Genomic DNA, 24,441 nt, shown 5'->3' with positions numbered 1-24,441 from the left:
CAATTTTGCAGAATTGCTACAGCAACGCTTTTGATTGTGATTAGATCGATATTATTTATTTTTTAGATTGATCTGGCTTATTCTTCCGAGCTTCAAGAAATTCATCGAATTGCTCTGCACTTAATGGATCTGATGATTTATTGAGGAATGCATTTTGATTATCGTCAGATGCAGTTCCTAAATCTGATTCCAAAGAGGTCACTAGTTTACTGAGTGAAGCAGCGAATGCAATCTTTTCTTCATCGTTAAGGGATTTAAATATATCATCATAATCCATACTATTTTGTTTAACTTGTTTTCCCTTATCAGTTAACCTAATAATCATCACTCGATGATCGCTTTCAGAAGGGGTTCGGGAAATATATCCCCCTTTTTCAAGCTTGCTAAGCAATTCATTTAAGGACGGCACACTGATACGTAATATAAATGCTAATCCTTTAGTGCTTAGTTCTTCCTGGACCTTTAATGTTGCAATTACTCTGCCTTGACCACGGGTTGTGTCGGCTAGGGGACCATTGGTCTTGGTAGTCTGGGTTTGCTTTCGATTAATCAACCATTGAAATTGTAATAATTTTCGGTATAGGTCCTTACTAGTCAAACTCATAATTTTTTCTCCTTTCAACAGGTACCTTTCGAAAACATATTATAAAAAGGTACCTGTTAAAAATGCAAGGATTTTATAAAAGGTACCTGTTGATTGTTTTGCGCATGTAATTGAAATCCATTGTTATAAAGGTTTTGCCACTCAAATTTATTTAAATTTATTTTTTTGAAAAGTAGGCATTTTATGGGTAAGCAAGTATAATTAAATTTTGGATTGAAAAAATCCATATTACTTACTTTGAGGGAGAGTTTACCGTGCAAAAAAAAAGTATTAAGTATCATTATTGGAGGCATCATTGTAGTTGGAGGTGTGACAAATCCAATGCCTTCGCATGCTAAAGTAAAATTTCAAAAGCCTGTGATTATCAGACGAATTAAAGAACCAAGTAATACATATGTAAAAGTGCGTAAGGGATATTTGTATTCGAATACTAATTTAAATAAAAAAGTTGCTAACTTGAGTCACTCAAAATATAAAAGAATAACGTTTAAGTTCACTAAGAAGTATCGGTTTAAACGGAACGGTAAAAATCAGTGGTATGGCTACATTACTAACGGCAAGGTTAGTGGGTGGGTATATGCTAATTGGTTAGTGAAAGTAAATGATCCTAGGAAGGATGTTACACCAGCTAAGGTACCAGTAACCGCTGTGACCACAACTAATGATGATGGAACTACGAATACCGGCACCGGCAATACACAAATTTCAGGCACCAATACAACAAATACAATTACAACAACGAATAATTCAATGACTTCTCAAGATGCATTTAATTTAACAGAATATCGAAGTAAGTTCTTATCCTTATTAAATTACGAACGAGAAAATCGTGGACTTCAGCCAATTAAAGAAGATGACCAGTATGATAGAATTGCTCAAGAGCAGGTTTATGACGATTTAGCATGGGAAAATCAGCCCCACTATACGGATGATGAACAGCCCGATGCCTTTGATTTAGCTGAATCGACAAACGTTTCTGGAATTACTAAGACATATGAAGTTGAAAATAGTTTAGATGACGTATTGGATGATGATAGTGGAGCAAGCTTCCCAAATGTTAGCTTAGCTGAACAACTGGCCAATTTTGATGTCAGTTCTGAGGTGCTTAATAAAACAAACAGAGAGATGAAAGACAACTATCTATTTAAGTCAAAGGTGAATACTATTGGAATTGGTAGAGTGGCTGACATTAATACAAATAAGTCAGTTTCTTTATATGTCTTAGGCATTAAATAGTAATATTGAACCTTAATAATCTTATTAAATCGGTCATTGACATAACTAAGAAGGCTGTGACAATTTTTGAAAAACCGTAATTCATGGATCCTACTAGTATGGTGACGTTAATGATTACCTTGGTAGTGGCCAAGTTATTGAATCATGGCCACTACCAAAAATTATGGTTCAACCAATTAGGAATGGTCAAAGATCTTACGTCGCTGGAATTAAGCGGCCATTTATCTAATAAAAAAGGAACGGCCCATATAAGGGCCGTTCCTTTTTTATACTTCTGCATCGATATTATCATATAAAATTTTCCGTGAGTCCAACCAGAACAGAATTGATTCCACTGCCGCATATTCCATCTGAATAATTGGGGTGGCAGTTTCAATATCCAAGTTGGTTAGCGCTTTTGAACTAAGCGATTCTCGACTGGCCTGTTCATTAAAGATATTTACAAAAGTGTCGTAAGCAGTCTGAGGCGATGTGTCTTTGAGCATGATTTTTAATCCAGCTGAAATCTCGCTGAGAGTAAAAATCTTCTTTAATAAGTCAACAATGATTGCACCGGCCAATTGAATCTGGCCATATAGTTTTCCTTGCGGTGACACTAAAACGCCGGATTTAAAATAGTTGTGCATCATGGTCTTTGTTAGTCTCTCACCAACAATTGGTTCTACATATGTGTTAGTAATGTCAATGACTTGATCCAAATGCAAACTAAAATTTGGTAATTCATGCCATAGTGGCAACTGGGGTGTCTGTGAATTAGGGTTTGACACCAAGCATCGCTCCTTTACAGGTTTAATCAATTTGTACGGCAATGCCCACTAAGCCAGGACCTGTATGAACTCCCAAGGCAGGAGATACATCGCCATTATAGACAAACTGGTTTGGTAACTGAGAACGAATCATTTCAGTGACTGTCTGCATTAATTCGGGATCAGCTCCTTGGGCAACGGCAACTCTAATTTGGGAATGTCCCCGAGTATCGTCTAATGCGAGATTTACTAACTTATCGATTGCTTTTTTCTCGGATCGAGCCTTAGCAACCGGATAATAGATTCCTTCTGGGTTACAAGAAATGATTGGCTTAATACTTAGTGCTGAACCAACTATTCCTGCTACTCGTCCAATTCTACCACCAAGTCGTAAATATTTTAATGACGGAATGTAAAAATATACGTGACTTTTGGCAACCGACTGATTAACGGCCTTGATTATTCGACCGAAAGATTGCTGATTATTAATTAAATCTTCCGCGTAAGTGGCAATTAATCCACCACCAATCCCAATGTTTTTTGAATCAATTACAGTAATGCTAATATCCGGATATAACACAGTGGCCTGTTTAAAGACATTGTTCGTTACGGAAAGACCACTTGAAATTGTAATAGCAATGATTTCTTTGAAACCTTTAGCAGTTAATTTAGCGATTGAATTTGAAACTAATTCAATTGTGGGGCTGGCCGTCTTAGGCACGATATCCTGATCCATCCAGTGATAAACTTCGTCTGGGGTAATAGTCTCCCGATCAAGAAATTCTGAATCCTTGACAGTCACTACTAAAGGTACGATTTCTACGTTATCTTGGACTGCTACTTCTGAAGGAATATCTAAGGCAGAGTCGACTAATAATCCAATTTTAGGTTGCATAATGTATCTCCTGAATCTAGTTTTAATAATTATGTAGTATTCTAAACTACATAATTCAGTTGTCAATACTAAAACATTTATTCAGGAAACTACTTCGTGAATAAATAATGAATTTAGCGGATTTACTGGAGATTATACCTTAGCATAAAAACTTTTATTTATAGTTGCGTCCAAAATTAACCTGTGTTATATTTAGTTAGCCGGCTAATCAAAATAATGTGAGGTGCAAAATGGAGCCATATGATTTTTCAGATGTTCCCAGTATTGAGAGAATTAAAGAAATGAATCAACAGGTTGCCAATAGTGAACCTGACAACGTATTATCATTTATTACGTTTCAAAGAGTGTACAGTGAAATTGATGGCGCATATGCTGATTTGCTACAAGATCATCATCTATCTGAATCTAGATTTTTAATATTGATGTTTTTGCGCCGAGCAGGTGACAATGGGTTGAGTCCATCGCTGATTGCCCAGAAGTTATCATCCACCAAGGCTACAGCCAGTAAGTTGATTCGCGGAATGGTTGCGGATGGAATGATTGTTAAGCTGGCATCGGAAATTGACCAAAGAAGCTCAATTATTCGCATCACTGATCACGGAGACGAGTTATTAGATCATTTTTTACCGGCCAATTTTGATTTCGTTAATCGGTTATTTAGCCGGCTAACGAATGACGAACAGTTCCAATTTAGTTATTTACTACAGAAATTGTTAGTTAATAGGGAGAATGAAAATAATGGAAACTAAAAAGATTGAATTACTAGAAACATACTTAAGCTTATACATTGACCACTTTAAGGTTCTTGAAAGTCTCAAGAACCCCGATGACTCTGACATCGTTGTATTGGATGTTCGGAATGCACCTAAGCAAGTTAAGGGTGACCAAATTAAAGGTGCACTACCAATTGCTGCTAAGGATCTTGCTGATCATCTTGATGAATTAGACCATGATAAGACTTACGTGGTTTATGACTGGACTGGTGGAACAACTCTTGGTAAGACCGCTTTGTTGATGTTGTTATCTCACGAATTCAAAGCATTTGAATTAGCTGGCGCCTTGGAAGGCTGGAAGGGTATGAAATTACCATTGGAGCCGGCTAAATAATTGTAATTTAAATATAAAATGATCCCCGCAAGTTAGTTGCGGAGATCATTTTTATTTTTATACTGGATCAGCCGTAGCTTCCCAGCCGTTATCTAAAATTTGGTGGTAATGTTTGCCGATGGGAATCCATACCTTAGAGTCTAAAATTCGCTGCATGACTTCCCAAAACATTGAGTCACTTTTTTCGCCACTTGATAGATTAACTTTGACCATTTTTCCGGTTTCTGTTTTAACAATTACAAATGGGTAGAACACCTTAACTGGTTGTCCAGCCACAATATTTTTCGAGATTTTTTTATCATCTAATAGAACTGACATCTCAAACACCCGCTTTCCTTTTTTGTATTGTTATTAGAATAGCGAATGTTGTTTAAGGGAACCTTAAAAGAAGTGATGTTTTGCTTTTTTTTATTTTATTAATTGCTTGGGGAAGCATATTCCGAATACCCCCGGCGGGATTTTCACGTCTCCCGGATATCTCGGAATCAAGTGAAAATGGCAGTGCATGACGGTTTGTCCCGCATCTTCACCAACGTTAATTCCAATATTGTAACCAGTGGGCGAGTATTTGGAATCGATTAGTTGTTTACCCCGACGAACTAAATCGTCCATGGCTAAAATTTCGGATTGATCAAGTTCAAAGTAGTTTTGTTTATGGTCCTTTAAAACAACTAATAGGTGTCCCTTCCTAACTGGGTGGATGTCCCAAAAGGCCACGGCTAATTCGTTCTCTAACACAATTGGAATATTAGTTAGTTGGCAAAAGATGCAGTCAGACTTTTTCATTTTAATTACTCCGTTCTGTTGATGTTATAGATATCATAGCAGATTTGGTTGTAATCTTAACAGGAGCGTTAATTCTTAAAAGATTGCTAATTAAAATAGCCCAAAATTTTAGCACTCCGATCAAATGTTGGTATAATGAGGGTAATTCTAATAAAGCTAAGGAGATACTCATGACTGCAATAACCCATTTTTATGAGACATTCCAACCAGAACATTATGATATTTATTTAGATATTAATCGTAAACAAAAACAATTCAGTGGTAAAACGACGATTACCGGAAAAGCTGAATCAGAAAGAATCTCACTTCATCAAAAATTTTTAAATATTGAACGGGTCGAAGTAGACGGTAATCCAGTTAACTTCACTAAGGATGACGCTAACGATGCATTTTACGTTGAAGCGGGTACGACAGGGGCTATTAAAGTTACCATTTCGTATAGTGCCAAATTGACTGACAGTATGATGGGAATTTATCCTTCATATTATGAAGTTGACGGCGAAAAGAAACAAATCATCGGTACGCAATTTGAAACCACGTTCGCCCGCCAGGCATTTCCATCAGTTGATGAGCCAGAAGCCAAGGCAACCTTTGATCTTGCAATTAAGTTTGACGAGCAAGCAGGTGAGACCATCTTGGCCAACATGCCAGAAATTAAGGAAGAAGCTGGCGTTCACTACTTTGATACCACAGTAAGAATGTCAACTTACCTAATTGCATTTGCCTTTGGTGATCTACAAAGCAAAACCACAACCACTAAGAGCGGGGTTAAAGTTGGGGTCTTTGCTACTAAGGCTCATAAAGCCAATGAATTAGACTTTGCCTTAGACATCGCTAAGCGATCAATTGAATTTTACGAGGACTTTTACCAAACTCCATATCCACTACCACATTCTTGGCAATTAGCATTACCTGACTTTTCAGCCGGGGCCATGGAAAACTGGGGATTAGTAACTTACCGAGAAGCTTATTTATTGTTAGATCCTGATAATACCGCCCTTGAAACTAAACAAGTGGTGGCAACAGTAATCGCTCATGAACTAGCTCATCAATGGTTTGGTGATCTGGTAACCATGAAGTGGTGGGACGACCTATGGTTAAACGAAAGTTTTGCTAACATGATGGAATATGTTTCAATTGATGCCATTGAACCTGACTGGCATATTTGGGAATTATTCCAAACTTCAGATGCACCAATGGCTTTACAAAGGGATGCAACTGATGGGGTTCAACCAGTTCACGTTGAGGTTAGTAACCCAGCTGAAATTGATGCGTTATTCGATCCAGCTATCGTTTATGCCAAAGGTGCCAGAATGTTAGTTATGGTGCGGGCATTATTAGGTGACGATAATTTAAGAGCGGGATTAAAGAATTACTTTGCTGCGCATAAATTCGATAATGCCAAGGGATCAGACCTATGGGCTGCTCTTGGGGGATGCTTCCGGATTAGATGTTGGAAGCATTATGAATTCATGGCTGGAACAACCTGGGTATCCAGTTGTGGAAGCTAAAGTTGAAAATGGTGATTTAGTGCTTTCACAACAACAGTTCTTCATTGGTGAGGGTAAAGAAGCTGGCCGGCAATGGCAGATTCCACTTAACAGTAATTACGAAATTGCTCCCGAAATTTTTGCAGATAAGACAATTAATCTTGGTAATTACTCAAAATTGCGCCAACAAAATGGGAAACCATTTAGAATTAACGTTGGTAACAATTCTCACTTCATTGTGAAGTATGATGAAACGTTACTTAACGACATTTTAGCTAGTGCTACCAGCTTAGCTCCAATTGATCAGCTTCAAGTGTTACAAGACTTACGCTTATTGGCTGAAGGTCGCCAAATCTCTTATGCTAGCATCGTGCCATTGTTAGCTAATTTTGCGGACAGTAAGTCAAACATTGTTAATGCAATCTTGTACCAAATCGCTGGTGACTTACGGAAATTTGTGACACCAGATTCAGATGAAGAAGCAACCTTACGTAAGTTATATGATAAGTTAAGTAAGAATCAAGTTGCTCGGTTAGGTTGGCAATTAAAAGCTGGTGAGTCTAATGATGATCAATTGACTCGGCCATATGTTTTAAGCGCATCATTGTACGCTAAGAATGCCGATTCAATTGCAGCTGCGCATAAATTATTTATCGATAATCGTGATCACTTAGATGCATTACCAGCGGATGTGCGGGCTTTTGTATTAAGAAATGAAATTAAGAATTATGGTAGTGAATCATTATTTGATGAACTATTGAGTACCTATGTGCAAACTTCTGACGCCAGCTACAAAGCCGATATCAGAGCAGCGTTAACTAGTACCCCTGATCAAAAACTAATTGCTAAAATCGTCGATAAGTTTGAAGATGCAGGAACTATCAAGCCCCAAGATCTTCGTGGTTGGTACGCTGGTGTGTTATCTAATGATGATGGCCAACAAGCTGATTGGGATTGGATTAGAAAAGATTGGCAGTGGTTAGAGGATACCGTGGGTGGTGATATGGAATTCGCAACCTTTATTACGGTTACTTCACGGGTATTTAAAACCTCATCAAGACTATCTGAATTTAAAGAATTCTTTGAACCAAAGTTAAATACGCCCGGATTAACTCGAGAAATTGAAATGGACATTCATATCATCGAAACTAGAGTCAACTTGGTTGAAGCTGAAAAGGTAGCTGTTAACGCAGCGGTTGCTGATTCAGTTAAATAAATTATGTAACGCAAAACTCCAGACAGGATATCCTATCTGGAGTTTTTATGTGGTATAAATTATGAATCTTGACGAGTAGCGGCAATATCTACTTCACGAATGTTAACTTCTTGTGGCATATCATAAATGAATTTAACTGATTCGGCCACATGGACTGGATCAAGGGTAATTCCGCCCATGGTATCCTTCCAAGCATTGTAGTCAGTCAAAGCGTTTTCGTCAGTAACGTGAGTTAATAATTCGGTTTCAGCAGCTCCCGGGGCAACTAATGAAATTCGAACGTTGCTACCAGAAACTTCCTCCCGAATGGTTTCGCTAAGACCATGAACGCCGAATTTGATGCGACGTAGGCAGCGTGGTTAACGAAGGTCTTCTTACCAGCTAATGATGACATGTTGATAATGGTTCCATGTTCACGAGCCACCATTCCGGAAAGAACGATTTGAGTACCGTTTAGCACACCCATTACGTTGGTATCAAGCATTTGTTGCCATTCCTTAGATGATTGAGTTTGAACGTTGCCCAATAGCATTACGCCGGCATTATTTACTAATAAATCAACTGGGCCAAATTTTGCTTCGGCTTTAGTAATAGCAGCTTTAAATTGTTCTTGGTCGGTTACATCCACTGCCTCGACCATTACTTGATCGAAGTTTAATGGTAGTGAGGTAATCTTCTCTGTCCGCCGGCCTAGTAATAATTCTGGGTAGCCAGCCGCATTGAAAAGTTTAGCGATTTCAGCACCAAAGCCAGAGCTGGCACCGGTAATAACGATTAATGGTTTTGTCATAATAATTTCTCCTTTGGATATGATATAATTCAGTCTATCAGTTGGAGTTAACTCCAAGTCAAGGAGAAAGTATGAAAAAATATTCAGTGGGCGATATCGCAAAACAAATGAACGTATCAGCTGACGCAATTCGGTACTATGATAAAGAAGGATTATTGCCATTTGCGAAGCGGGATGCTGCTGGTCGGCGTCAATTTACTGACGATGATTTAGGATATATTGAAGTGATTAATTGTCTAAAGATGTCTGGTATTAAAATAAAAGAGATCGGTAAATTTATTGACTGGTGTATGGAAGGCGATATTACACTTAATCAGCGATTAGCTTTTATGGAAGATCAAGAAGACCAATTAGAACAGCAGATTAAAGAACTTGAGGCTAATTTGGCGTTTCTGCGGTGGAAGAAGTGGTATTATCAAACTGCTGCTGAGGCGGGAACCGAATCGATTCACTTTATTCCAGGCACGACTCAAGTTGACGCCAAAGAGCATGAAAGATATCAAATGGAATTGGCTAAGCAAACAATCAAAGCTGATTAAGCAAAACGTCCTACCAAATGGCAGGACGTCTGCGTTATTTTGTATTTGGTTTGCTGGCTTGGACGATGCCTGAAGCGAGCAGTGTGGCACCACTAATGGTAAGCAGGGCTCCACTAATAATGTGGAGCACAGCAGTGGCGGTAGCGTATTTATCTCTCATATGCTTCCTCCTAAAGATAGTTTCACTAAAGCTTACCATAATAAAAACCGTTGATTACTAGCGAGAAAGAAAGTAATCAGCGGTTTTTTATTATGGATTTAAGCGATTTAACATTCTTGGGAAGGGAATGACTTCACGTAGGTGGTCTTGAAGGGTAATCCAAGTTAGAAATCTTTCGAGGCCCATTCCAAATCCTGAATGAGGAACGGCGCCATATCTTAATAAATCAAGGTACCATTCGTAGTTGCTTAAGTCTTGGCCCGTCTCCTTTAAGCGACCTAAGATGTAATCGTAATCAGCAGAACGTTCAGAACCACCGATGATTTCACCGTAGCCTTCAGGAGCAAGCAAGTCGGCACAGACAACTAAATCGTCTCTGGTTGGATGTGGTTGCATATAAAACGCCTTAATATCTTTAGGGTAATTCATAACGAAGACTGGTTTATCGAAGTGGTTGGCCAAGAAAGTTTCTTCTGGCGAACCAAAGTCAATTCCCCATTTAACATCAAAGTCATTGTCTTGGAGTAACTTAATTGCGTCATCGTAAGAGATACGAGGATAAGGTAGCTGAGTGTACTTCTTGAGGACGTCAACATCGCGATCCAAGATTTTTAATTCTGGTTGACAATTATCAATCACAGCCTGAACCAAATAAGCAACCATTTGTTCTTGAAGTTCCAAGCTCTGGTCTTGATGCCACCAAGCCATTTCTGGTTCGAGTTGCCAAAATTCGGTTAAATGACGACGAGTTTTGGATTTTTCAGCTCTAAAGGTTGGTCCGAGGGTGTAAATTTTACCTAAGGCCATGGCACCAGCTTCACCGTAAAGTTGCCCAGTTTGAGAGAGGTAGGCGTTTTTACCGAAGTAGTCGGTTTCAAATAACTCGGTCGTACCTTCAGGAGCTGAACCAGTTAGGATTGGCGCGTCAAATTTAGTGAATCCTTGCTGATAGAAGAATTCATTGGCCGCATGGAGAACTTCGTTTCTAATCTTCATAATAGCGTTAGGTTTACTTGACCGTAGCCAGAGATGACGATGATCTAGTAAAAATCAATTCCATGTTCTTTAGGAGTGATGGGGTAATCTTCACTTTCGCCAACAATTTCAAAATCATTAATTTGGATTTCATATCCGAAATGAGATCGCTTATCCTCATGAATTTCACCAGTCACATATAAGCTGGTTTCTTGACGGAGTTCTTTGGCCTGGGTGAATTTTTCTTCGGAAATGTTATTTTTTAACACAACTCCTTGGAAGAAACCACTACCGTCTCGAAGTTGGAGAAAGGCGATTTTGCCGCTACTTCGTTTGTTAGTGACCCAAACGCCGATTTTAACAATTTCGTTAACATGTTTTGGTGAATCGATGATTCTAATAGTTTCCAAAATATTCCTCCTACAGAATCTGAATTCCAGCAGCTGCACATTTTTCAATCATTTCGTCAGGCCAAACACTCGCTTGGACTTCACCAACATGCGCCTTGCCAAGAAGTAACATACATAAACGTGATTGACCAATCCCACCACCAATAGTGTAAGGAAGTTCTTCGTTCATTAATGCTTTGTGGTAGGGGTATTCTAGGCGATCTTCAGCATCGGCCATTTTAAGTTGTTTAGCCATTGATTCTGGACTTACCCGGATTCCCATGCTTGAAACTTCAAGCGAACGTTGTAATGGTTCATACCAGAATAAGATATCACCGTTTAATTCCCAGTCATCGTAGTCGGGGGCGCGACCATCGTGCTTTTTACCACTCTTCATTGGGCCACCAATTTTCATCAAGAAGACACAACCAAGTTCTTTACAGATAGCATCTTCACGTGATTGACGGTCAAGGTCAGGATAACGATCTTCAAGCTCTTGAGTAGTCACAAAGTGAATTTCGTCTGGTAGGTGGTAAACGGCTTCGGGATACTTGTACCAAACTTCATGTTCCATATGTTTGATAACTTTAAAAATTTGCCGAACGGTACTCTTTAAGGTCTCTTCAGTGCGTTCTTCTTTAGTGATGACCTTTTCCCAGTCCCATTGGTCAACGTAAATTGAATGAATGTTATCCAAATCTTCATCCTTACGAATGGCATTCATGTTGGTGTAAAGCCCAGTGTGGACTTCGAAGTTGAAACGTTTCAAGGCCCAACGTTTCCATTTAGCAAGTGAGTGAACGATTTCGATAGTTTCACCAGGAATTTCTTTCATTGTGAATGAAACTGGCGTTTCAACACCATTTAAGTTATCGTTTAAACCTGATGATTTTTTAACGGCCATTGGGGCTGATACCCGAGATAGGTTCATTTGTTGACCAAATTCGTCTTGGAAAGTTTCCCGAATGTAGCGAATAGCCTCTTGAGTAGTTTTAACTGATAATTTAGGATCGTAATCCGTAGGGATAATTAATTGCATAATGTGTTGCTCCTCTTCATTTTTTATTTTTTGGGAACAAAAAAAGCCTTTCATCCCCAGCCAAGGGACGAAAGACTTTTCGCGGTACCACCCAAGTTGCTTATCTAAAATAAGCCACCTCAATAAGAGTACTAACATACTCCACCGAGGATAACGTTCCGGTTTTACGTCTGCTCCTACTTGAAGTCATTGCTGGCTGGTTCAGAGAGAAACTAGAAAGTGTTTTTCAGATATATCAAGAACTTATCGGGTTTCCACTAATCCCGACTCACTGGAAGGTTGAAATATCTTACTCGTCTTTCTTTGCGTTTTTTAATGTTTCAAATTTACAAGTTAAAATTTAGCACAGGAAATTTAACTTGTAAAGTATGAAAAATAAAAAAATAGAAATTTTTAGAGCCAAATTGGGAAGAATTCTGCGCACTAATCGTTGATAATAAAGAGAAATAACGTTTGTACACTAATAATAAAAAAATATTTGAATTAAATATTTTTTTGACCAAATATATGGCTAATTTTGGAGATTAATGCAATTCTAATTATCCTTAGTAATAATTTTTGGGTAAGATGATCCATGTTAATAGCTAATCTTAAGCTATGCAAAGCGATGGTATATTTTTGGATTGCCATTATATAGAAGCAATCTTTTTGGATAAATAACAAATAAAGTAATTTTATTAAAAACGTTGACATTTAATTAGAATAACCTATACTAAGTCTATCCAAATAAATCTAGGATACAGGAGGTTACCGACATGTTGATCAATAAGCAAGCAAATCCATATTCAAATAGTTATCAACCTGCGGCAATCTCTGCCGTCCAAGATTTAGCCTTATTATTAAAGATGAAGGACCCGACTTTGATTAGGGAATTGTAACATTCCTAAATTAATCAAACAGTTGAGCCCTTATTTTGCATCTTTAATGATGAGGGCTCACTGGAAAATATCCAAACCTCATTCGTTAAAGAATGAGGTTTTTTTATGCCCAAAATCCAAAGGGGGAGAGTAAATTTGGGTGCCAAAACTAACTAATAATTTAGAAGAGAAAGTAGGAATTCATTATGAAAAGTACAATCAAAAAAATCAGTTACATAGCTTCAATGGTCGCAATGGCGGTGGTGTTTGCTGGATGTAGTGCAGCAACATCAAGTAGCAAGGGTAATCCTCAAACCGGTAATACAATTAAGATTGGTGAAAATATGGAGTTGTCTGGAGCCGCCGGAGGTTATGGGAACCAAATGAATCAAGGAATTAAAATGGCCGTCGATCAAATCAACAAGGACGGCGGCATTAACGTTAACGGTAAGAAGAAAAAAGTTCAGTTGATCATCAAGGATAATAAAACCTCAACTAACACCTCAGCCTCTGTCGCAACCCAATTGGTTAACAATAACAAAGTTAATGCAATTGTTGGAACTGCAACCACCAATGCTGGGACCGCTCAAATTCCTAATATTACTAAAGCCGCAGTTCCAGCCGTTAGTCCGTCAGCTACGGATCCTAATTTTACATTGCAAAAGAGCGGTAAGGTTCAACCATATGTATTTAGAGCATGTTATCAAAACAATTTCCAAGGAGGAATCGGAGCTAAGTTTGCATACAATGATTTGAAGGCCAGACGGGTTGCTGTATTGTACGATAATTCCACTGATTACGGAACGGGATTGCAAAAAGCGTTTAAGAACTCATTTAAAGGTAAGGTAGTTGATACCCAAGCCTATACCGAAGGCGATAAAGATTTTAACGCAATTCTGACATCATTTAAGAATAAAAAAGTGGATGCGATTTACGTTCCTGGCTATTACACCGAAGTTGGCCTGATTGTGAAACAAGCTCGTCAAGCAGGAATTAAGGTGCCAATCATCGGGACTGATGGAATGGCTGATCCTAAGTTGGCTCAAATTGCCGGTAATAAAAATGCGCACAACGTTTATTACACAACACCATTTCAATCAAGGCATCAGCAAATAATCCAGTTGCTAAGAAGTTCATGGCTGATTACGAGAAAAAGTATCATGCTGAAGCTCCAACTTCTCCGCGCTTGCATACGATTCGATTAACATGATCAAGCAAGCAATTGAAATCGAAAAATCGGCCGATTCAACTAAGATTGCTGAAGGACTTAGCAAAATTGAGAACTTTAACGGTGTAACTGGTGACATTACGATCAATAAGAACCATGATCCTGAAAAGCCAATTGCAATCGAACAATTGACTAACGGTAAAGTTTCAAAAACGTATGAAATTAAATAATCAATTTAATGTTCATTTATTTTAAAGGAGGAGAGAATTGTGCAAACATTTTTCAACAAGTTATTAATGGATTATCGCTAGGCAGTATTTACGCATTGCTGGCTTTGGGTTACACAATGGTTTACGGCATTATTAAGCTGATTAACTTTGCACATGGAGATATTTACATGCTGGGAGCGTTTTGGGGATACTACTCAATCAATACTTGGCACTTTAATTTTATTGAAGCGCTACTTAGTTCAATGGTGGTGGGCGCAATCAGTGGAGTGATTATTGAGTACTTTGCTTACCGACCATTGCGACACGCACCAAGAATCACAGCTTTAATTACGGCGATTGGAGTATCTTTCTTGTTGGAAAATGGGATGGCTTATTTCTTCACTTCCGATACAAGAGACTTCCCTCAAATTATTGCCCAACATAACTACAATATTGGTGGAGTATTGATCTCTAATATCCAAGTTTTAATTTTGGTCACTGCTTGTGTGTTAATGATTTTACTTCAATTGATTATTAAGCAAACCAAAATGGGCAAAGCCATGCGAGCAGTGTCAGTGGATTCTGACGCTGCAGAAATGGTCGGGATTAATATTAACCGAACAATTTCATTTACGTTTGCATTAGGCTCGTCACTGGCGGGGGCTGCTGGGGTCTTGATTGGCCTTTACTACAACTCGATTGATCCATTGATGGGAATGACTCCTGGAATCAAAGCATTCGTGGCTGCCGTTTAGGTGGAATTGGTTCAGTTCCAGGGGCTTCAGTTGGGGGATTCCTGATTGGAATGCTTGAAACACTATTTCAATCGATTGGTTTATCAGCTTACAAAGATGCGGTGGTATATGGGGTACTGATTATCATTCTTTTAGTGCTACCAGCAGGAATCTTTGGCAAAAATGTGAAGGAAAAAGTGTAGGTGAAATTGATGAAAGCAAATTGGAAAGCCAATGTAGCTTGGATTGTAATTATGATTGCTGGCTTTTACTTAATGAATACGTTGATCCTAGTTGGGGTCATTAATGCCTTTATTGAAAATATGTTAGTCACGATTGGTATTAACATTATTCTGGCAACCGGGTTGAATTTAATTATTGGGTTTGCTGGTCAGTTCTCACTGGGGCATGCGGGCTTCATGGCTATTGGGGCATACTCAACCGCCATTATTACCAGCAGTGTTGAATCACCCGCAGGATTTTATATCTCATTGGTCGTTGGGGTTATCTTAACCATTATCGTTGCGTTGATTGTTGGTATTCCGACCTTGCGGTTGCGCGGCGATTACCTTGCGATTGCGACAATGGGAGCAGCCGAAATTATTCGGATTATTATTAACAACTTAAAAATTACTGGCGGGGCTGCCGGAATATTTAACATTCCAGCATTGGCGGCTTGGCCAACGGTATATGTAATGGTATGTCTAACCACGATTATTATTTTGAATTTCATTCGGAGTCAGGGCGGTCGAGCAGTGAAGTCGGTTAGAGAAGATGAAATTGCTGCTGAATCCGTTGGAATTAATGTCTTTAAATGGAAACTGGCAGCGTTTGTCTTGGGAGCAGCAACCGCGGCCATTGCGGGTTCGCTGCATGCTTCGTATATTCAAACAATCGGTCCGAATGATTTTAATATTATGGCCTCAATTTCAATCTTAATTATTGTTGTTCTTGGTGGTGTTGGGAGTATTACTGGAACATTTGTAGCAGCAACTGTATTAGGAGTTATCGATACTATCTTGCAAATTTTGGAACATTGCGAATGGTAATCTATGCGATTGCATTGATTTTGATCATGGTGTTCAAACCATCTGGATTGATGGGCACTTGGGAATTGTCATTAACTAAGGCATTCAGACGTAAGCCAAAGGAGGTTTCCGAATGACAAACTTATTGAGAGTTGATCACTTAATTAAAAATTTTGGCGGCCTAACAGCAGTTTCAGATGTGTCGATGTACTTGGATAGTGATGAATTAGTTGCGTTGATTGGTCCTAATGGAGCCGGTAAGACTACATTGTTTAATTTGTTGACAGGTGTGATTCAGCCTTCGTCTGGTTCAATTGTTCTGACAGGTAAAACCGGCACGCAAACATTGAATAAAGTTCCTGCGTATGAAGTGTCTCAAATGGGATTAGCGCGAACATTTCAAAACATTCGGTTGTTTAAAGAGTTATCTGTTCTGGACAATGTCATGATTGCGATGACTAGTCGATATCATGAAGGATTTATTAATTCAATCTTCAGAACACCACACTATTACAAGACTGAAGCTGAGATGAAACAAGCAGCAATTGAGTTATTATCCATTTTCGACTTAACCGATCAGCTAAGTACTAAAGCTAAAAACCTACCTTATGGAATTCAACGCCGATTGGAAATTGTTCGTGCACTTGCTACCAAGCCGCAAATCTTATTTTTAGATGAACCAGCAGCTGGGATGAATCCTGAAGAAACTGCTGATTTGACCCGTTTAATTATTAAGATTCAAAGGACATTCCACATCACGATTCTATTAATTGAGCATGATATGTCCTTAGTAATGAATGTTGCTCAACGAATCTATGTGTTAGACCATGGCTCATTGTTGGCTTCAGGCAGTCCTGAATATATTAAACATAATCAAGATGTGATTACTGCATACTTGGGAAAGGAAGAGTAACCATGCTGAAAGTTGATAATTTAAGCGTAAATTACGGCGTGATTAACGCGGTTAAAGATGTGTCGTTTGAAATCAATGAAGGAGAAATTGTTTCGCTCATTGGTGCTAATGGGGCAGGAAAAACCACCATTTTAAAAACCATCTCAGGGTTACTCAAAGCCAAAGGTGGCACGATCACGTACCTTGGTCGCAATATTCAAAAAGATAGCGCGCCTAAAATCGTGGGTGCGGGGATCTCACAAGTTCCTGAAGGCCGACACGTCTTTGCGGGGTTATCTGTGATGGAAAACCTACAAATGGGCGCCTTTTTAACCAAAGGTAAACAACGGGTTCAAGAAAATTACCACCAGGTATTTGATCGGTTTCCAATTTTAAAAGAACGGCAAAACCAGGATGCCGCTACATTATCTGGTGGTGAACAACAGATGTTGGTTATGGGAAGAGCATTAATGGCCAATCCCAAATTGATTTTATTGGATGAACCATCCATGGGATTAGCGCCAATCTTCATTAATGAAATCTTTGATATTATCAAGGAAATCAATAAAGCAGGCACCACGGTTTTGTTAATTGAACAGAATGCCAAAAAAGCTCTGTCGATTTCGGATCGTGCTTATGTGGTAGCCACTGGTGAAATTATGTTAACTGGCACTGGGGATGAATTATTAGCCAATAGCGAAGTTCAAAAAGCATATCTAGGGGGGTAATTAAATGACAGTCGCGGATTTTATGACTAAGAAAGTTAGTACGGTAACACCAGATACCAAAATTAGCGTTGCGATTAGTAAAATGAAAGAACAGGATATCCATCGATTACCTGTGATTAATGATGGTCAGTTAGCCGGTATTATCACGCAACATGATATTGAACGGGCAACCCCGTCATCGGCGACAAGTTTATCCATTTATGAAATGAACTACTTACTAAATCAAATGACGGTCGCCGATGTGATGTCTAAGGACGTTGAGACCATTAATGAAAATGAATTCTTGGAGGATGCGATTTATGTCATGCGCCAAGCTCAAATCGGAGTTCTTCCAGTCATGGAAGGCGATGAGTTAGTTGGGATTATTACTAATAACGATATTCTAGACGCTTTCTTAGACGTAACCGATTACGCGGAAACCGCAACAGTTGTTCAGGTATTCATCAACCAGGATCATTCGGGAATTATTTTTGAAATCGGTGAAGTAATGAAGGACAATAACCTGAATATCCAAACCTTAATGGTTACTCATCAAGGTGAAGTTAAGGTGGTTGAAATTCATGTGGATCAGGTTGATGGTAAGGCAGTAGTGAATAAGCTGACTCAGGCTGGTTTTCAAGCTCAAGAAGCGATTCATTATAAAGAACGGATATAAAAATTTTTAATTAAGAGATTCCAGAAAAATTTGGGAGCTCTTTTTTTGTGGCTTCACTGTGATTAGAGCTTGTCACGTTAATCGATGGAATGTTAAGCTTAATTATTAATAATAATGTTGATTTAATTAAAAAATATTCGGGAGGGATTGTTCAAACTTATGAGTAATTCACGAAAAGGCATTAATTTTACGTTTATGATTTTTATGCTGGCAGCCAATTTGCGGCTAACCATCACAGGATTACCACCGTTGGTTAGTACGATTCAAGCGTCATTAAAATTGAGTAATGGCCAAATGGGAGTTTTAACAACAATCCCATTGCTGTGTTTTGCCGGACTATCGATTTTAGTATCTAGAATAATCGATCGGATTGGGACAAGCATGACGTTAAAAATTGCCTTATTGCTACTAGCCGTGGCTAATATCTTACGGGTGTATACGACATGGAGTTTGTTTGCGGGAACTATTTTAGTTGGGACCGCGATTTCGATGTTAAACGTATTAATGCCAACACTAATTATTGAGTGGCACCCAGAGCAGTCGGCAAAACTGAATGGAATTTATACCTCATCACTTAGTTTGTTGTCAGCAGTTGCTGGGGCAATTTCAGTTCCAATCGCTAACGCCTTGGGATGGCGATTTACGATTCAGCTATTTTCAATTCCAGCGATTATTGCGGTTATTTGCTGGCTATTCGTTGGTGAAAATCCTAATCAGCAAATTAAGAGGCTCAAAACGGATAACTTAAGTAAACAGCCCAGAACTAAACACTGGAAGAAACCGGAGATTTGGTTCCTAGCTGGTTTTATGGGCATGCAATCATTTGTCTTTTATACATTAGTGGCATGGGTTCCAAGCGTGCTAACTGCTAGCGGTATTTCAGCAGCAACCGCCGGAATTTTATTTGGAGTCTTTCAACTAACGGGCGTTCCGTTTGCATATTTTGTTCCTAGAGCTACTGAAAGCCATGCTAAGTTAATTATGGTCATGACATTACAATTAATTGGTTATATTTTGGGAATTGGGATGTTAGCATTCGTTGGTAGTAATGTGGCACTTCAGGTAATTGCCTGCGCAATTATCGGTATTACGACTTCAGCATCGTTCTCATTATCGTTGACCATGATCTCGGTAATTTCCGATACTCCACAAGACGCCGGGGCAATTGGCGGGTTAGTTCAAGCTATCGGTTACGTTTTAGCTAGTGTTGGGCCAACATTATTTGGAATCATCGAAGGAGCTCTTAATGGATGGACCACAACCATGATGATCCTAATGGCAATTTCGGTAGTGACAATTATCATTGGGTTTGCGATGATTAGATCGGTTAAACATCGAGTAGCGTAGAAATTAGAAAAGACCTATTACCCAGAAAATCTTGGCGTAATTGGTCTTTTATTTTGGTGAATTTATAAAGATATTAGTGGGGAATATGATGAAAAAAATATTGAAGTGGTCGTTTTGGGTAATCATAGTGATATTAATAATTGTTGGGGGTTATGTAGCTTATGTATTTGGTAGTTATCATCGAATCCCAGATAATCAAAAGTTAGCAGTGGTTAATCGAAGCGCACAAAAAATGAAAGTTAATAAGTCATATAAAGCCATGACATTTAATATTGGTTACGGATCATATCCGCATAATTACACGTTCTTTATGGACGGCGGCTACTATTCGCGTGCATTTAGTAAACGAAGCGTGGAACAGGGGATGAAGGCATTTGTTGGCGCAGTTAAATCGGAAAATCCCGATTTGGTGTCGTTTCAAGAAGTTGATACTGATGGCGATCGAGCACAACATGTTAATGAATATCATTGGTTAACGCAAAACTTGCCCGCATATTCACATGTGTTTGCCCAAAATTATGATTCGGCTTATCTGTTTTATCCAGTAACTAGGCCAATTGGCAAAGCCAAGTCTGGCATTGTGACCTTGACTAAAACGCAGATTACTAAGAGTACCAGGTATAAATTGCCAATTGATACCAACTTCAGTAAAATTGTGGATTTAGATCGAGCAATTTCCGTAACCAGAATTCCAGTTGACAATGGTAAACGCTTATCATTAATTAATGTGCATTTATCGGCATTTACTAAGAATCAAAAGGTGATGAACGCACAGCTAGCCAAAGTGTTTAATCGAATGAAAATTGAGGCTAAACATGGAAATTATGTGATGGTAGGTGGTGATTACAATCACGATATGCTTCAAAACAGTCCCGCGGTATTCAATACCACCTCAAAACGGCTAAGTTGGACACATCCATTTCCAGTTGCTAAGATTCCTAAAGAATTTAAATTAGTGACTAATGGCTTGCGACAAGCTAAAGTTCCGTCAGTTAGAAATAACAATATGAGGTATAAGCAAGGTGAAACATATGTTTCATTTGCAGATGGTTTTATAGTTTCTAAAAATGTGATTCCAGAACGAATTCATGTGAAAAATCTACATTTTGCGCATTCGGATCACAACCCGGTTGTTTTGAGCTTTAAATTGGCAAATGATAAGTGACTTTTGGAATTAAATCTGGCATGATGGTTCATAATACTCAGGAACAAGGAGGTTTATATGAGTCTTAAGTTAATTACCATTAATCGGCAATCAACTGATTTTGTTAAGGTGAGACATCTGTTTAAGCATGCATTTCCAAAGGATGAACAAATTCCACTGTGGTATTTGCTGAAAAATGCTAAACATGAAAATGTCGATTTTGGGGTATCTATGATGATAATCGCTGGGTAGGTTTAACCTACTGTATTACGCATCATAAATTAACATATGTTTTTTTCTTAGCAATTGATCCAAGCAATCGTTCGCAAGGTTATGGTAGTCAAGCATTGATGGCAATTAAACAACAATACGTTGGTAATAAACTTGCTTTAATTATCGAGGAAGTAAAAACAGCCGCGCCCAATTATGAGCAGCGACTGAAACGAAAAGCATTTTATCTGAAGAATGGCTTTGTCCCAGCCGATTTCACTTTGACTGAAGGTCATACTGACTATGAATTGTTGAGTTTCAATGGTGATGTTGATCCTAATGAATACTTAGCATTAATTAGAAATTATGGCGGGGTTATTTTCCGGTGGTATATCAAAACGCGGATTCATCCTAAATAAGTAATCCTAAGGTCGCCAATCCAATACCACCAATAATGGTTAATGATAAGTACCATAGGAGCGCGTGGAAAGTGCGTTCTTGCCACATAATCAAGCATTCGTTGGCCATTGTTGAAAATGTGGTGAAACCGCCGCAAAGGCCAGTTCCTAATAATGACAACCAAGAAGGATCATGAATTAAGTGGGTCGTGAAGATGCCTAATAAAAATGCTCCCAGTAAATTAATGATGAGGGTCGCAGTTGGAAAAATAGTTTCTTTATGGCGATTAATTAATTTAGTGACATCGTATCTGGCAACTGCACCAACAGCCGCTCCAAGACCAATTAATAAATATGAATTCATCTTTGATCACCTCGCATTGTATGTGAGGTGATTTTTTGCCTAATAAGTTACCAAGGCTAGCCAAGATGATTCCTAGACCAATACTTAAAATCAAGTACATGAGGGCAATGATAGGATGGTGATTGATAAATAGTTTGACGATTTCAATACTGAATGTTGAGAATGTTGTGAAGGCGCCAATCATTCCAGTTCCCATCGCCAATGATAATTGAGCAGGAAAACGTTGGGATATGGCAATCGTGGTATTAATTAAGGCCAACAAAAAGCAACCACTTAAATTGATTAGTAAGGTAGCAAGGGGCAAGTTACTGACGGAAATTAAGTTATCTACGCCAAATCGGGCCATGCCACCCAAAATTGCAAATAATGCAATTAATAATTCATCCATATTAAAACTCCTCTTAAATCTTCTCTTAAATCTTCTCTTAAATCTTCTATATTAAAACGATACTATAGATTAATTTAGGATTCATTAAAAAGTTGATAAAAAAATGGCTTCCAATTTAGGAAACCATTTTATGTTTAACTATTTAAATTTAACTGCCGTGCCATAAGCAGCGACGGATTGCATATCAGTACCAATAGAACCTGAGTCGAAACGCATCATGACAACTGCATCAGCACCCATTTTTTGGCGTTATCACGTAACCGATTAACAGCAACGTCTCGAGCTTCCTCTAGCATGTTAGTGTAGTCTTTAATTTCGCCACCAACGATGTTTTTTAAACCTGCGCCGATATTGCGAACCACGTTTTTTGATTGAGTGGTTAGTCCAAAGACTTCACCAATTACTTCGTAATCTTTACCTGGAATATTTTCAGTTGTTGTAACGATAAAATTATCTGCCATATGAATTCTCCTTAGTTATAAAGATTCTATAGAAAACCCCACCAACCTAAGCAATTTGCGTGATCGGTGGGGCAAACATCGAAATTAGGTTTTTCATGTGGTTGAAAAAGATCCTTATCACGATGCAGCTTAATTATAACGTTTTCAAAAATGGTTTACAAAATTAAATTTTAATAATTAGCCGATTAAATTATTTGTCAGCTTTGGCTTGAGCAGCCTGAGCTAAAATGTTGAGGTAGTTGAATGGTCTGTCAAATTGTGGTTGGAATAGCATATCGACCATTGCCAATTCATCAATGGTATCACCATCTTGAATACATACTGACAATGTATTAGCTGATTGAGAAATGTCGTAAGTACTCATCAATGAACCGCCAAGAATTTTACGGCTGTCCTTATCGTAAACTAAGGACATTAAGACTTCAGCGGTGGTTGGCATGAATTCTGGACGGTAATTATCTTTAACCACAACTCGGTCGGCATTGATGCCAGCACGTTTAGCAGAATCTAGGGTTAATCCTGTTGAAACCATGATTTGATCGTATAACTTCAATCCTGATGATGATTGGGTTCCGATATATTTAACGGTTGGGGTTTCAATGTTTTTACCAACTAAGATTCCTTGACGAACCGCATTAGTAGCCAATGGAATATAAGCTAATCCGTGAGTAGGGTTGTAGTGAACAGCCACGCTATCACCAGCAGCATAGATATCAGGGTTTGAAGTTTGCATATAATCATTAGTGATTAAAGCCCCGTTATCAGTCATATCTAACTTACCTTTTACTAAGTCGTTATTTGGTCTGAAGCCAACACATAGAACAACTAAATCAGCTTCATAACTGTTCTTATCTGTTTTAACAGTGGCAACGTCATCGCCAGAAATTTCTTGAACTTTTTCACCTAATCCTAAGGTTACACCGTGATCTCTGAAATCTTGTTCAATGACATCAGTAAATTCGCTATCAAAATACTTAGGCATTACACGATCAGCACCATCGAGTAAGGTAACATCGTGACCGCTCTTACTATAAGCTTCAGCCAGTTCGGCACCAATATAACCAGCACCAATTACAATAATCCGTTTAGCATCTTTGGCTTTTTCAAATAAGGCTTTAGCGTGACCATAGTTTTTGCAAAGGTAAACGTTCTTATTATCTACTCCAGGAATTGGAGGAATAACTGGCCATGAACCGCTGGTAACCACCAACTTGTCGTAAGTATCAGTGAATTCAGTGTTGTCTTCGAGATTTTTAACAGTTAATTCTTTTTTATCGGGATCAACGCTTTCAACTGAATGTTGCATCTTAACGGTTGCGCCAAGTTTGCTAAGTTCTTCAGGACTTGAATAAAATAATCCTTGTGGGTCCTTAACTTCTCCCCCAAGATAAAGGGCAATTCCACATGAAAGAAATGAGATGTTGTCATTCTTTTCATAAACCGTTACTTCGGCATCAGGATGTTCAGCTAAGACAGTTTTGATTGCAAAGGTACCAGCGTGAGTACAACCAATTACAGCAATTTTCATTTTAAATTCCTCCCCAAAATAGGTAATTAATCAGTTCACAAATGAACTTGTATATTCATTATATATCTAAATGTAAGCGCATTAAAGCCTAATTTTCAAAGAAGCCTGTCTTGTGAATTAATAAATTATCATTCACACTTAGAGGCAATTGGGGTTTAAACGTCTACAAAAAAATTGTGCACAATGTTAATTTATAAAATTAATCGAAATATTAAGCCCCAGTTGTCCAATCAGGAACTGTGATATAATTACGCTCGCAATCAGTTATTAAAATTAATTTTAAATTTAAACCGGGAAGCAAGGAAAATAATAGATGAAAATCGATTTGAATATAACCAAGGTCCAACTGAAACATTAA

At 38.4% G+C, this 24,441-nt stretch carries 21 protein-coding genes, 9 pseudogenes and 1 other annotated feature; of the genes and pseudogenes, 17 read left to right on the top strand and 13 right to left on the bottom strand.

Features of this window, described 5'->3' with window-relative positions:
- Window positions 1-55 precede the first annotated feature (55 nt).
- Window positions 56-604, bottom strand: coding sequence for a MarR family winged helix-turn-helix transcriptional regulator (locus NBRC111893_RS06035; protein WP_125008368.1), 549 nt, complete (start codon window positions 602-604; stop codon window positions 56-58).
- Between the two features lie 309 nt (window positions 605-913).
- Between NBRC111893_RS06035 and NBRC111893_RS06030 the strand changes: the two genes are divergently transcribed.
- Together NBRC111893_RS06030 and NBRC111893_RS11250 are read left to right on the top strand one after the other, a co-directional pair.
- Entirely contained in the window at window positions 914-1,840 is a 927-nt protein-coding gene (locus tag NBRC111893_RS06030; RefSeq protein WP_125008367.1) for a spore germination YkwD domain-containing protein, read from the top strand.
- 115 nt (window positions 1,841-1,955) lie between these two features.
- A pseudogene (locus tag NBRC111893_RS11250) lies at window positions 1,956-2,069 on the top strand (peptidoglycan endopeptidase); the annotation flags it as partial.
- Between the two features lie 37 nt (window positions 2,070-2,106).
- Here the strand turns inward: NBRC111893_RS11250 and NBRC111893_RS06020 are convergent.
- Together NBRC111893_RS06020 and NBRC111893_RS06015 are read right to left on the bottom strand one after the other, a co-directional pair.
- On the bottom strand, window positions 2,107-2,607 hold the full coding sequence (locus NBRC111893_RS06020; RefSeq protein ID WP_125008366.1) for a DUF1836 domain-containing protein: 501 nt from the start codon (window positions 2,605-2,607) through the stop codon (window positions 2,107-2,109).
- A gap of 22 nt (window positions 2,608-2,629) precedes the next feature.
- Window positions 2,630-3,481 (bottom strand): DegV family protein, encoded by an 852-nt coding sequence (locus NBRC111893_RS06015; RefSeq protein ID WP_125008365.1) that lies wholly within the window; start codon window positions 3,479-3,481, stop codon window positions 2,630-2,632.
- A gap of 230 nt (window positions 3,482-3,711) precedes the next feature.
- Between NBRC111893_RS06015 and NBRC111893_RS06010 the strand changes: the two genes are divergently transcribed.
- Complete coding sequence (locus tag NBRC111893_RS06010; protein WP_125008364.1) at window positions 3,712-4,230, top strand: MarR family winged helix-turn-helix transcriptional regulator; 519 nt, start codon at window positions 3,712-3,714, stop codon at window positions 4,228-4,230.
- Window positions 4,220-4,588, top strand: coding sequence for a rhodanese-like domain-containing protein (locus NBRC111893_RS06005; RefSeq protein ID WP_125008363.1), 369 nt, complete (start codon window positions 4,220-4,222; stop codon window positions 4,586-4,588). The genes NBRC111893_RS06010 and NBRC111893_RS06005 overlap by 11 nt, the downstream gene beginning before the upstream one ends.
- 57 nt (window positions 4,589-4,645) lie before the next feature.
- On the opposite strand, the gene NBRC111893_RS06000 is transcribed toward NBRC111893_RS06005, so the two are convergent.
- Both NBRC111893_RS06000 and NBRC111893_RS05995 read right to left on the bottom strand, forming a co-directional pair.
- On the bottom strand, window positions 4,646-4,906 hold the full coding sequence (locus NBRC111893_RS06000) for a hypothetical protein (protein WP_125008362.1): 261 nt from the start codon (window positions 4,904-4,906) through the stop codon (window positions 4,646-4,648).
- A 52-nt stretch (window positions 4,907-4,958) separates the two neighbouring features.
- A pseudogene (locus NBRC111893_RS05995) lies at window positions 4,959-5,374 on the bottom strand (HIT family protein).
- Between the two features lie 170 nt (window positions 5,375-5,544).
- Between NBRC111893_RS05995 and NBRC111893_RS05990 the strand changes: the two are divergent.
- Window positions 5,545-8,080 (top strand): annotated as a pseudogene (locus tag NBRC111893_RS05990) (M1 family metallopeptidase).
- Window positions 8,081-8,139: 59 nt separating this feature from the next.
- Here NBRC111893_RS05990 and NBRC111893_RS05985 read toward each other — a convergent pair.
- Window positions 8,140-8,870 (bottom strand): annotated as a pseudogene (locus NBRC111893_RS05985) (SDR family oxidoreductase).
- A gap of 71 nt (window positions 8,871-8,941) precedes the next feature.
- On the opposite strand from NBRC111893_RS05985, the gene NBRC111893_RS05980 reads away from it, so the two are divergent.
- Window positions 8,942-9,409, top strand: coding sequence for a MerR family transcriptional regulator (locus NBRC111893_RS05980; protein WP_125008361.1), 468 nt, complete (start codon window positions 8,942-8,944; stop codon window positions 9,407-9,409).
- 34 nt (window positions 9,410-9,443) lie between these two features.
- Here the strand turns inward: NBRC111893_RS05980 and NBRC111893_RS11830 are convergent, their stop codons facing one another.
- The 3 genes and pseudogenes from NBRC111893_RS11830 to asnA all read right to left on the bottom strand — a co-directional run bounded on the left by NBRC111893_RS11830 (window position 9,444) and on the right by asnA (window position 11,972).
- Entirely contained in the window at window positions 9,444-9,569 is a 126-nt protein-coding gene (locus NBRC111893_RS11830) for a hypothetical protein (RefSeq protein ID WP_261341431.1), read from the bottom strand.
- A gap of 90 nt (window positions 9,570-9,659) precedes the next feature.
- Window positions 9,660-10,954: pseudogene (asnS, locus tag NBRC111893_RS05975) on the bottom strand (asparagine--tRNA ligase).
- A 10-nt stretch (window positions 10,955-10,964) separates the two neighbouring features.
- Window positions 10,965-11,972, bottom strand: coding sequence for an aspartate--ammonia ligase (asnA, locus tag NBRC111893_RS05970; RefSeq protein WP_125008360.1), 1,008 nt, complete (start codon window positions 11,970-11,972; stop codon window positions 10,965-10,967).
- A 60-nt stretch (window positions 11,973-12,032) separates the two neighbouring features.
- Window positions 12,033-12,287: a binding site (T-box leader), on the bottom strand.
- 440 nt (window positions 12,288-12,727) lie between these two features.
- Here asnA and NBRC111893_RS11825 point away from each other — a divergent pair.
- The 11 genes and pseudogenes from NBRC111893_RS11825 to NBRC111893_RS05925 all read left to right on the top strand — a co-directional run bounded on the left by NBRC111893_RS11825 (window position 12,728) and on the right by NBRC111893_RS05925 (window position 21,363).
- The gene (locus tag NBRC111893_RS11825; protein ID WP_261341430.1) at window positions 12,728-12,850 is read left to right on the top strand and encodes a hypothetical protein; all 123 of its coding nucleotides are present in this window, start codon (window positions 12,728-12,730) and stop codon (window positions 12,848-12,850) included.
- Window positions 12,851-13,035: 185 nt separating this feature from the next.
- A pseudogene (locus tag NBRC111893_RS05965) lies at window positions 13,036-14,227 on the top strand (ABC transporter substrate-binding protein).
- Window positions 14,228-14,235: 8 nt separating this feature from the next.
- Window positions 14,236-15,143 (top strand): annotated as a pseudogene (locus tag NBRC111893_RS05960) (branched-chain amino acid ABC transporter permease).
- Between the two features lie 9 nt (window positions 15,144-15,152).
- Window positions 15,153-16,105 (top strand): annotated as a pseudogene (locus tag NBRC111893_RS05955) (branched-chain amino acid ABC transporter permease).
- The gene (locus NBRC111893_RS05950; protein WP_125008359.1) at window positions 16,102-16,881 is read left to right on the top strand and encodes an ABC transporter ATP-binding protein; all 780 of its coding nucleotides are present in this window, start codon (window positions 16,102-16,104) and stop codon (window positions 16,879-16,881) included. Before NBRC111893_RS05955 ends, NBRC111893_RS05950 begins: the two are co-directional and overlap by 4 nt.
- Before the next feature lie 2 nt (window positions 16,882-16,883).
- Window positions 16,884-17,588, top strand: coding sequence for an ABC transporter ATP-binding protein (locus tag NBRC111893_RS05945; RefSeq protein ID WP_125008358.1), 705 nt, complete (start codon window positions 16,884-16,886; stop codon window positions 17,586-17,588).
- A gap of 4 nt (window positions 17,589-17,592) precedes the next feature.
- A complete protein-coding gene (locus NBRC111893_RS05940; RefSeq protein ID WP_125008357.1) occupies window positions 17,593-18,243 on the top strand; it encodes a CBS domain-containing protein in 651 nt (216 codons plus the stop codon).
- A 159-nt stretch (window positions 18,244-18,402) separates the two neighbouring features.
- Window positions 18,403-19,590, top strand: a complete 1,188-nt coding sequence (locus NBRC111893_RS05935; RefSeq protein WP_125008356.1) for an MFS transporter — start codon at window positions 18,403-18,405, stop codon at window positions 19,588-19,590.
- A 127-nt stretch (window positions 19,591-19,717) separates the two neighbouring features.
- Window positions 19,718-20,755: an endonuclease/exonuclease/phosphatase family protein gene (locus NBRC111893_RS05930; protein ID WP_369689710.1), complete on the top strand. Its 1,038-nt coding sequence runs from the start codon at window positions 19,718-19,720 to the stop codon at window positions 20,753-20,755.
- Between the two features lie 57 nt (window positions 20,756-20,812).
- Window positions 20,813-20,986, top strand: a complete 174-nt coding sequence (locus NBRC111893_RS10685; protein ID WP_160114452.1) for a hypothetical protein — start codon at window positions 20,813-20,815, stop codon at window positions 20,984-20,986.
- Window positions 20,962-21,363, top strand: coding sequence for a GNAT family N-acetyltransferase (locus NBRC111893_RS05925; RefSeq protein ID WP_125008354.1), 402 nt, complete (start codon window positions 20,962-20,964; stop codon window positions 21,361-21,363). Before NBRC111893_RS10685 ends, NBRC111893_RS05925 begins: the two co-directional genes overlap by 25 nt.
- Here the strand turns inward: NBRC111893_RS05925 and crcB are convergent.
- The 4 genes and pseudogenes from crcB to NBRC111893_RS05905 all read right to left on the bottom strand — a co-directional run bounded on the left by crcB (window position 21,356) and on the right by NBRC111893_RS05905 (window position 24,083).
- The gene (gene crcB / locus NBRC111893_RS05920) at window positions 21,356-21,706 is read right to left on the bottom strand and encodes a fluoride efflux transporter CrcB (protein ID WP_125008353.1); all 351 of its coding nucleotides are present in this window, start codon (window positions 21,704-21,706) and stop codon (window positions 21,356-21,358) included. The two genes, NBRC111893_RS05925 and crcB, sit on opposite strands and share 8 nt — an antisense overlap.
- Complete coding sequence (locus tag NBRC111893_RS05915; protein WP_125008352.1) at window positions 21,639-22,094, bottom strand: fluoride efflux transporter FluC; 456 nt, start codon at window positions 22,092-22,094, stop codon at window positions 21,639-21,641. The genes crcB and NBRC111893_RS05915 overlap by 68 nt, the downstream gene beginning before the upstream one ends.
- A 138-nt stretch (window positions 22,095-22,232) precedes the next feature.
- Window positions 22,233-22,555 (bottom strand): annotated as a pseudogene (locus NBRC111893_RS05910) (heavy metal-binding domain-containing protein).
- 190 nt (window positions 22,556-22,745) lie between these two features.
- Window positions 22,746-24,083: an FAD-dependent oxidoreductase gene (locus tag NBRC111893_RS05905; RefSeq protein WP_125008351.1), complete on the bottom strand. Its 1,338-nt coding sequence runs from the start codon at window positions 24,081-24,083 to the stop codon at window positions 22,746-22,748.
- Window positions 24,084-24,441: the final 358 nt, after the last annotated feature.

Source organism: Lentilactobacillus kosonis (assembly GCF_003864335.1).
Taxonomy (GTDB): domain Bacteria; phylum Bacillota; class Bacilli; order Lactobacillales; family Lactobacillaceae; genus Lentilactobacillus; species Lentilactobacillus kosonis.
This window is presented reverse-complemented; position numbering and strand designations above follow the sequence as displayed.

What these genes read in the sequence shown, in the direction of transcription:
- NBRC111893_RS11825 (WP_261341430.1), top strand. Translation starts at nt 12,728, where the DNA reads ATGTTGATCAATAAGCAAGCAAATCCATATTCAAATAGTTATCAACCT.
- NBRC111893_RS05945 (WP_125008358.1), top strand. Translation starts at nt 16,884, where the DNA reads ATGCTGAAAGTTGATAATTTAAGCGTAAATTACGGCGTGATTAACGCG.
- asnA (WP_125008360.1), bottom strand. Translation starts at nt 11,972, where the DNA reads ATGCAATTAATTATCCCTACGGATTACGATCCTAAATTATCAGTTAAA.
- NBRC111893_RS05980 (WP_125008361.1), top strand. Translation starts at nt 8,942, where the DNA reads ATGAAAAAATATTCAGTGGGCGATATCGCAAAACAAATGAACGTATCA.
- NBRC111893_RS06015 (WP_125008365.1), bottom strand. Translation starts at nt 3,481, where the DNA reads ATGCAACCTAAAATTGGATTATTAGTCGACTCTGCCTTAGATATTCCT.
- NBRC111893_RS06010 (WP_125008364.1), top strand. Translation starts at nt 3,712, where the DNA reads ATGGAGCCATATGATTTTTCAGATGTTCCCAGTATTGAGAGAATTAAA.
- NBRC111893_RS06000 (WP_125008362.1), bottom strand. Translation starts at nt 4,906, where the DNA reads ATGTCAGTTCTATTAGATGATAAAAAAATCTCGAAAAATATTGTGGCT.
- NBRC111893_RS06035 (WP_125008368.1), bottom strand. Translation starts at nt 604, where the DNA reads ATGAGTTTGACTAGTAAGGACCTATACCGAAAATTATTACAATTTCAA.
- NBRC111893_RS10685 (WP_160114452.1), top strand. Translation starts at nt 20,813, where the DNA reads ATGAGTCTTAAGTTAATTACCATTAATCGGCAATCAACTGATTTTGTT.
- NBRC111893_RS05915 (WP_125008352.1), bottom strand. Translation starts at nt 22,094, where the DNA reads ATGGATGAATTATTAATTGCATTATTTGCAATTTTGGGTGGCATGGCC.
- NBRC111893_RS11830 (WP_261341431.1), bottom strand. Translation starts at nt 9,569, where the DNA reads ATGAGAGATAAATACGCTACCGCCACTGCTGTGCTCCACATTATTAGT.
- NBRC111893_RS05905 (WP_125008351.1), bottom strand. Translation starts at nt 24,083, where the DNA reads ATGAAAATTGCTGTAATTGGTTGTACTCACGCTGGTACCTTTGCAATC.
- NBRC111893_RS05935 (WP_125008356.1), top strand. Translation starts at nt 18,403, where the DNA reads ATGAGTAATTCACGAAAAGGCATTAATTTTACGTTTATGATTTTTATG.
- NBRC111893_RS05950 (WP_125008359.1), top strand. Translation starts at nt 16,102, where the DNA reads ATGACAAACTTATTGAGAGTTGATCACTTAATTAAAAATTTTGGCGGC.
- NBRC111893_RS06005 (WP_125008363.1), top strand. Translation starts at nt 4,220, where the DNA reads ATGGAAACTAAAAAGATTGAATTACTAGAAACATACTTAAGCTTATAC.
- crcB (WP_125008353.1), bottom strand. Translation starts at nt 21,706, where the DNA reads ATGAATTCATATTTATTAATTGGTCTTGGAGCGGCTGTTGGTGCAGTT.
- NBRC111893_RS05940 (WP_125008357.1), top strand. Translation starts at nt 17,593, where the DNA reads ATGACAGTCGCGGATTTTATGACTAAGAAAGTTAGTACGGTAACACCA.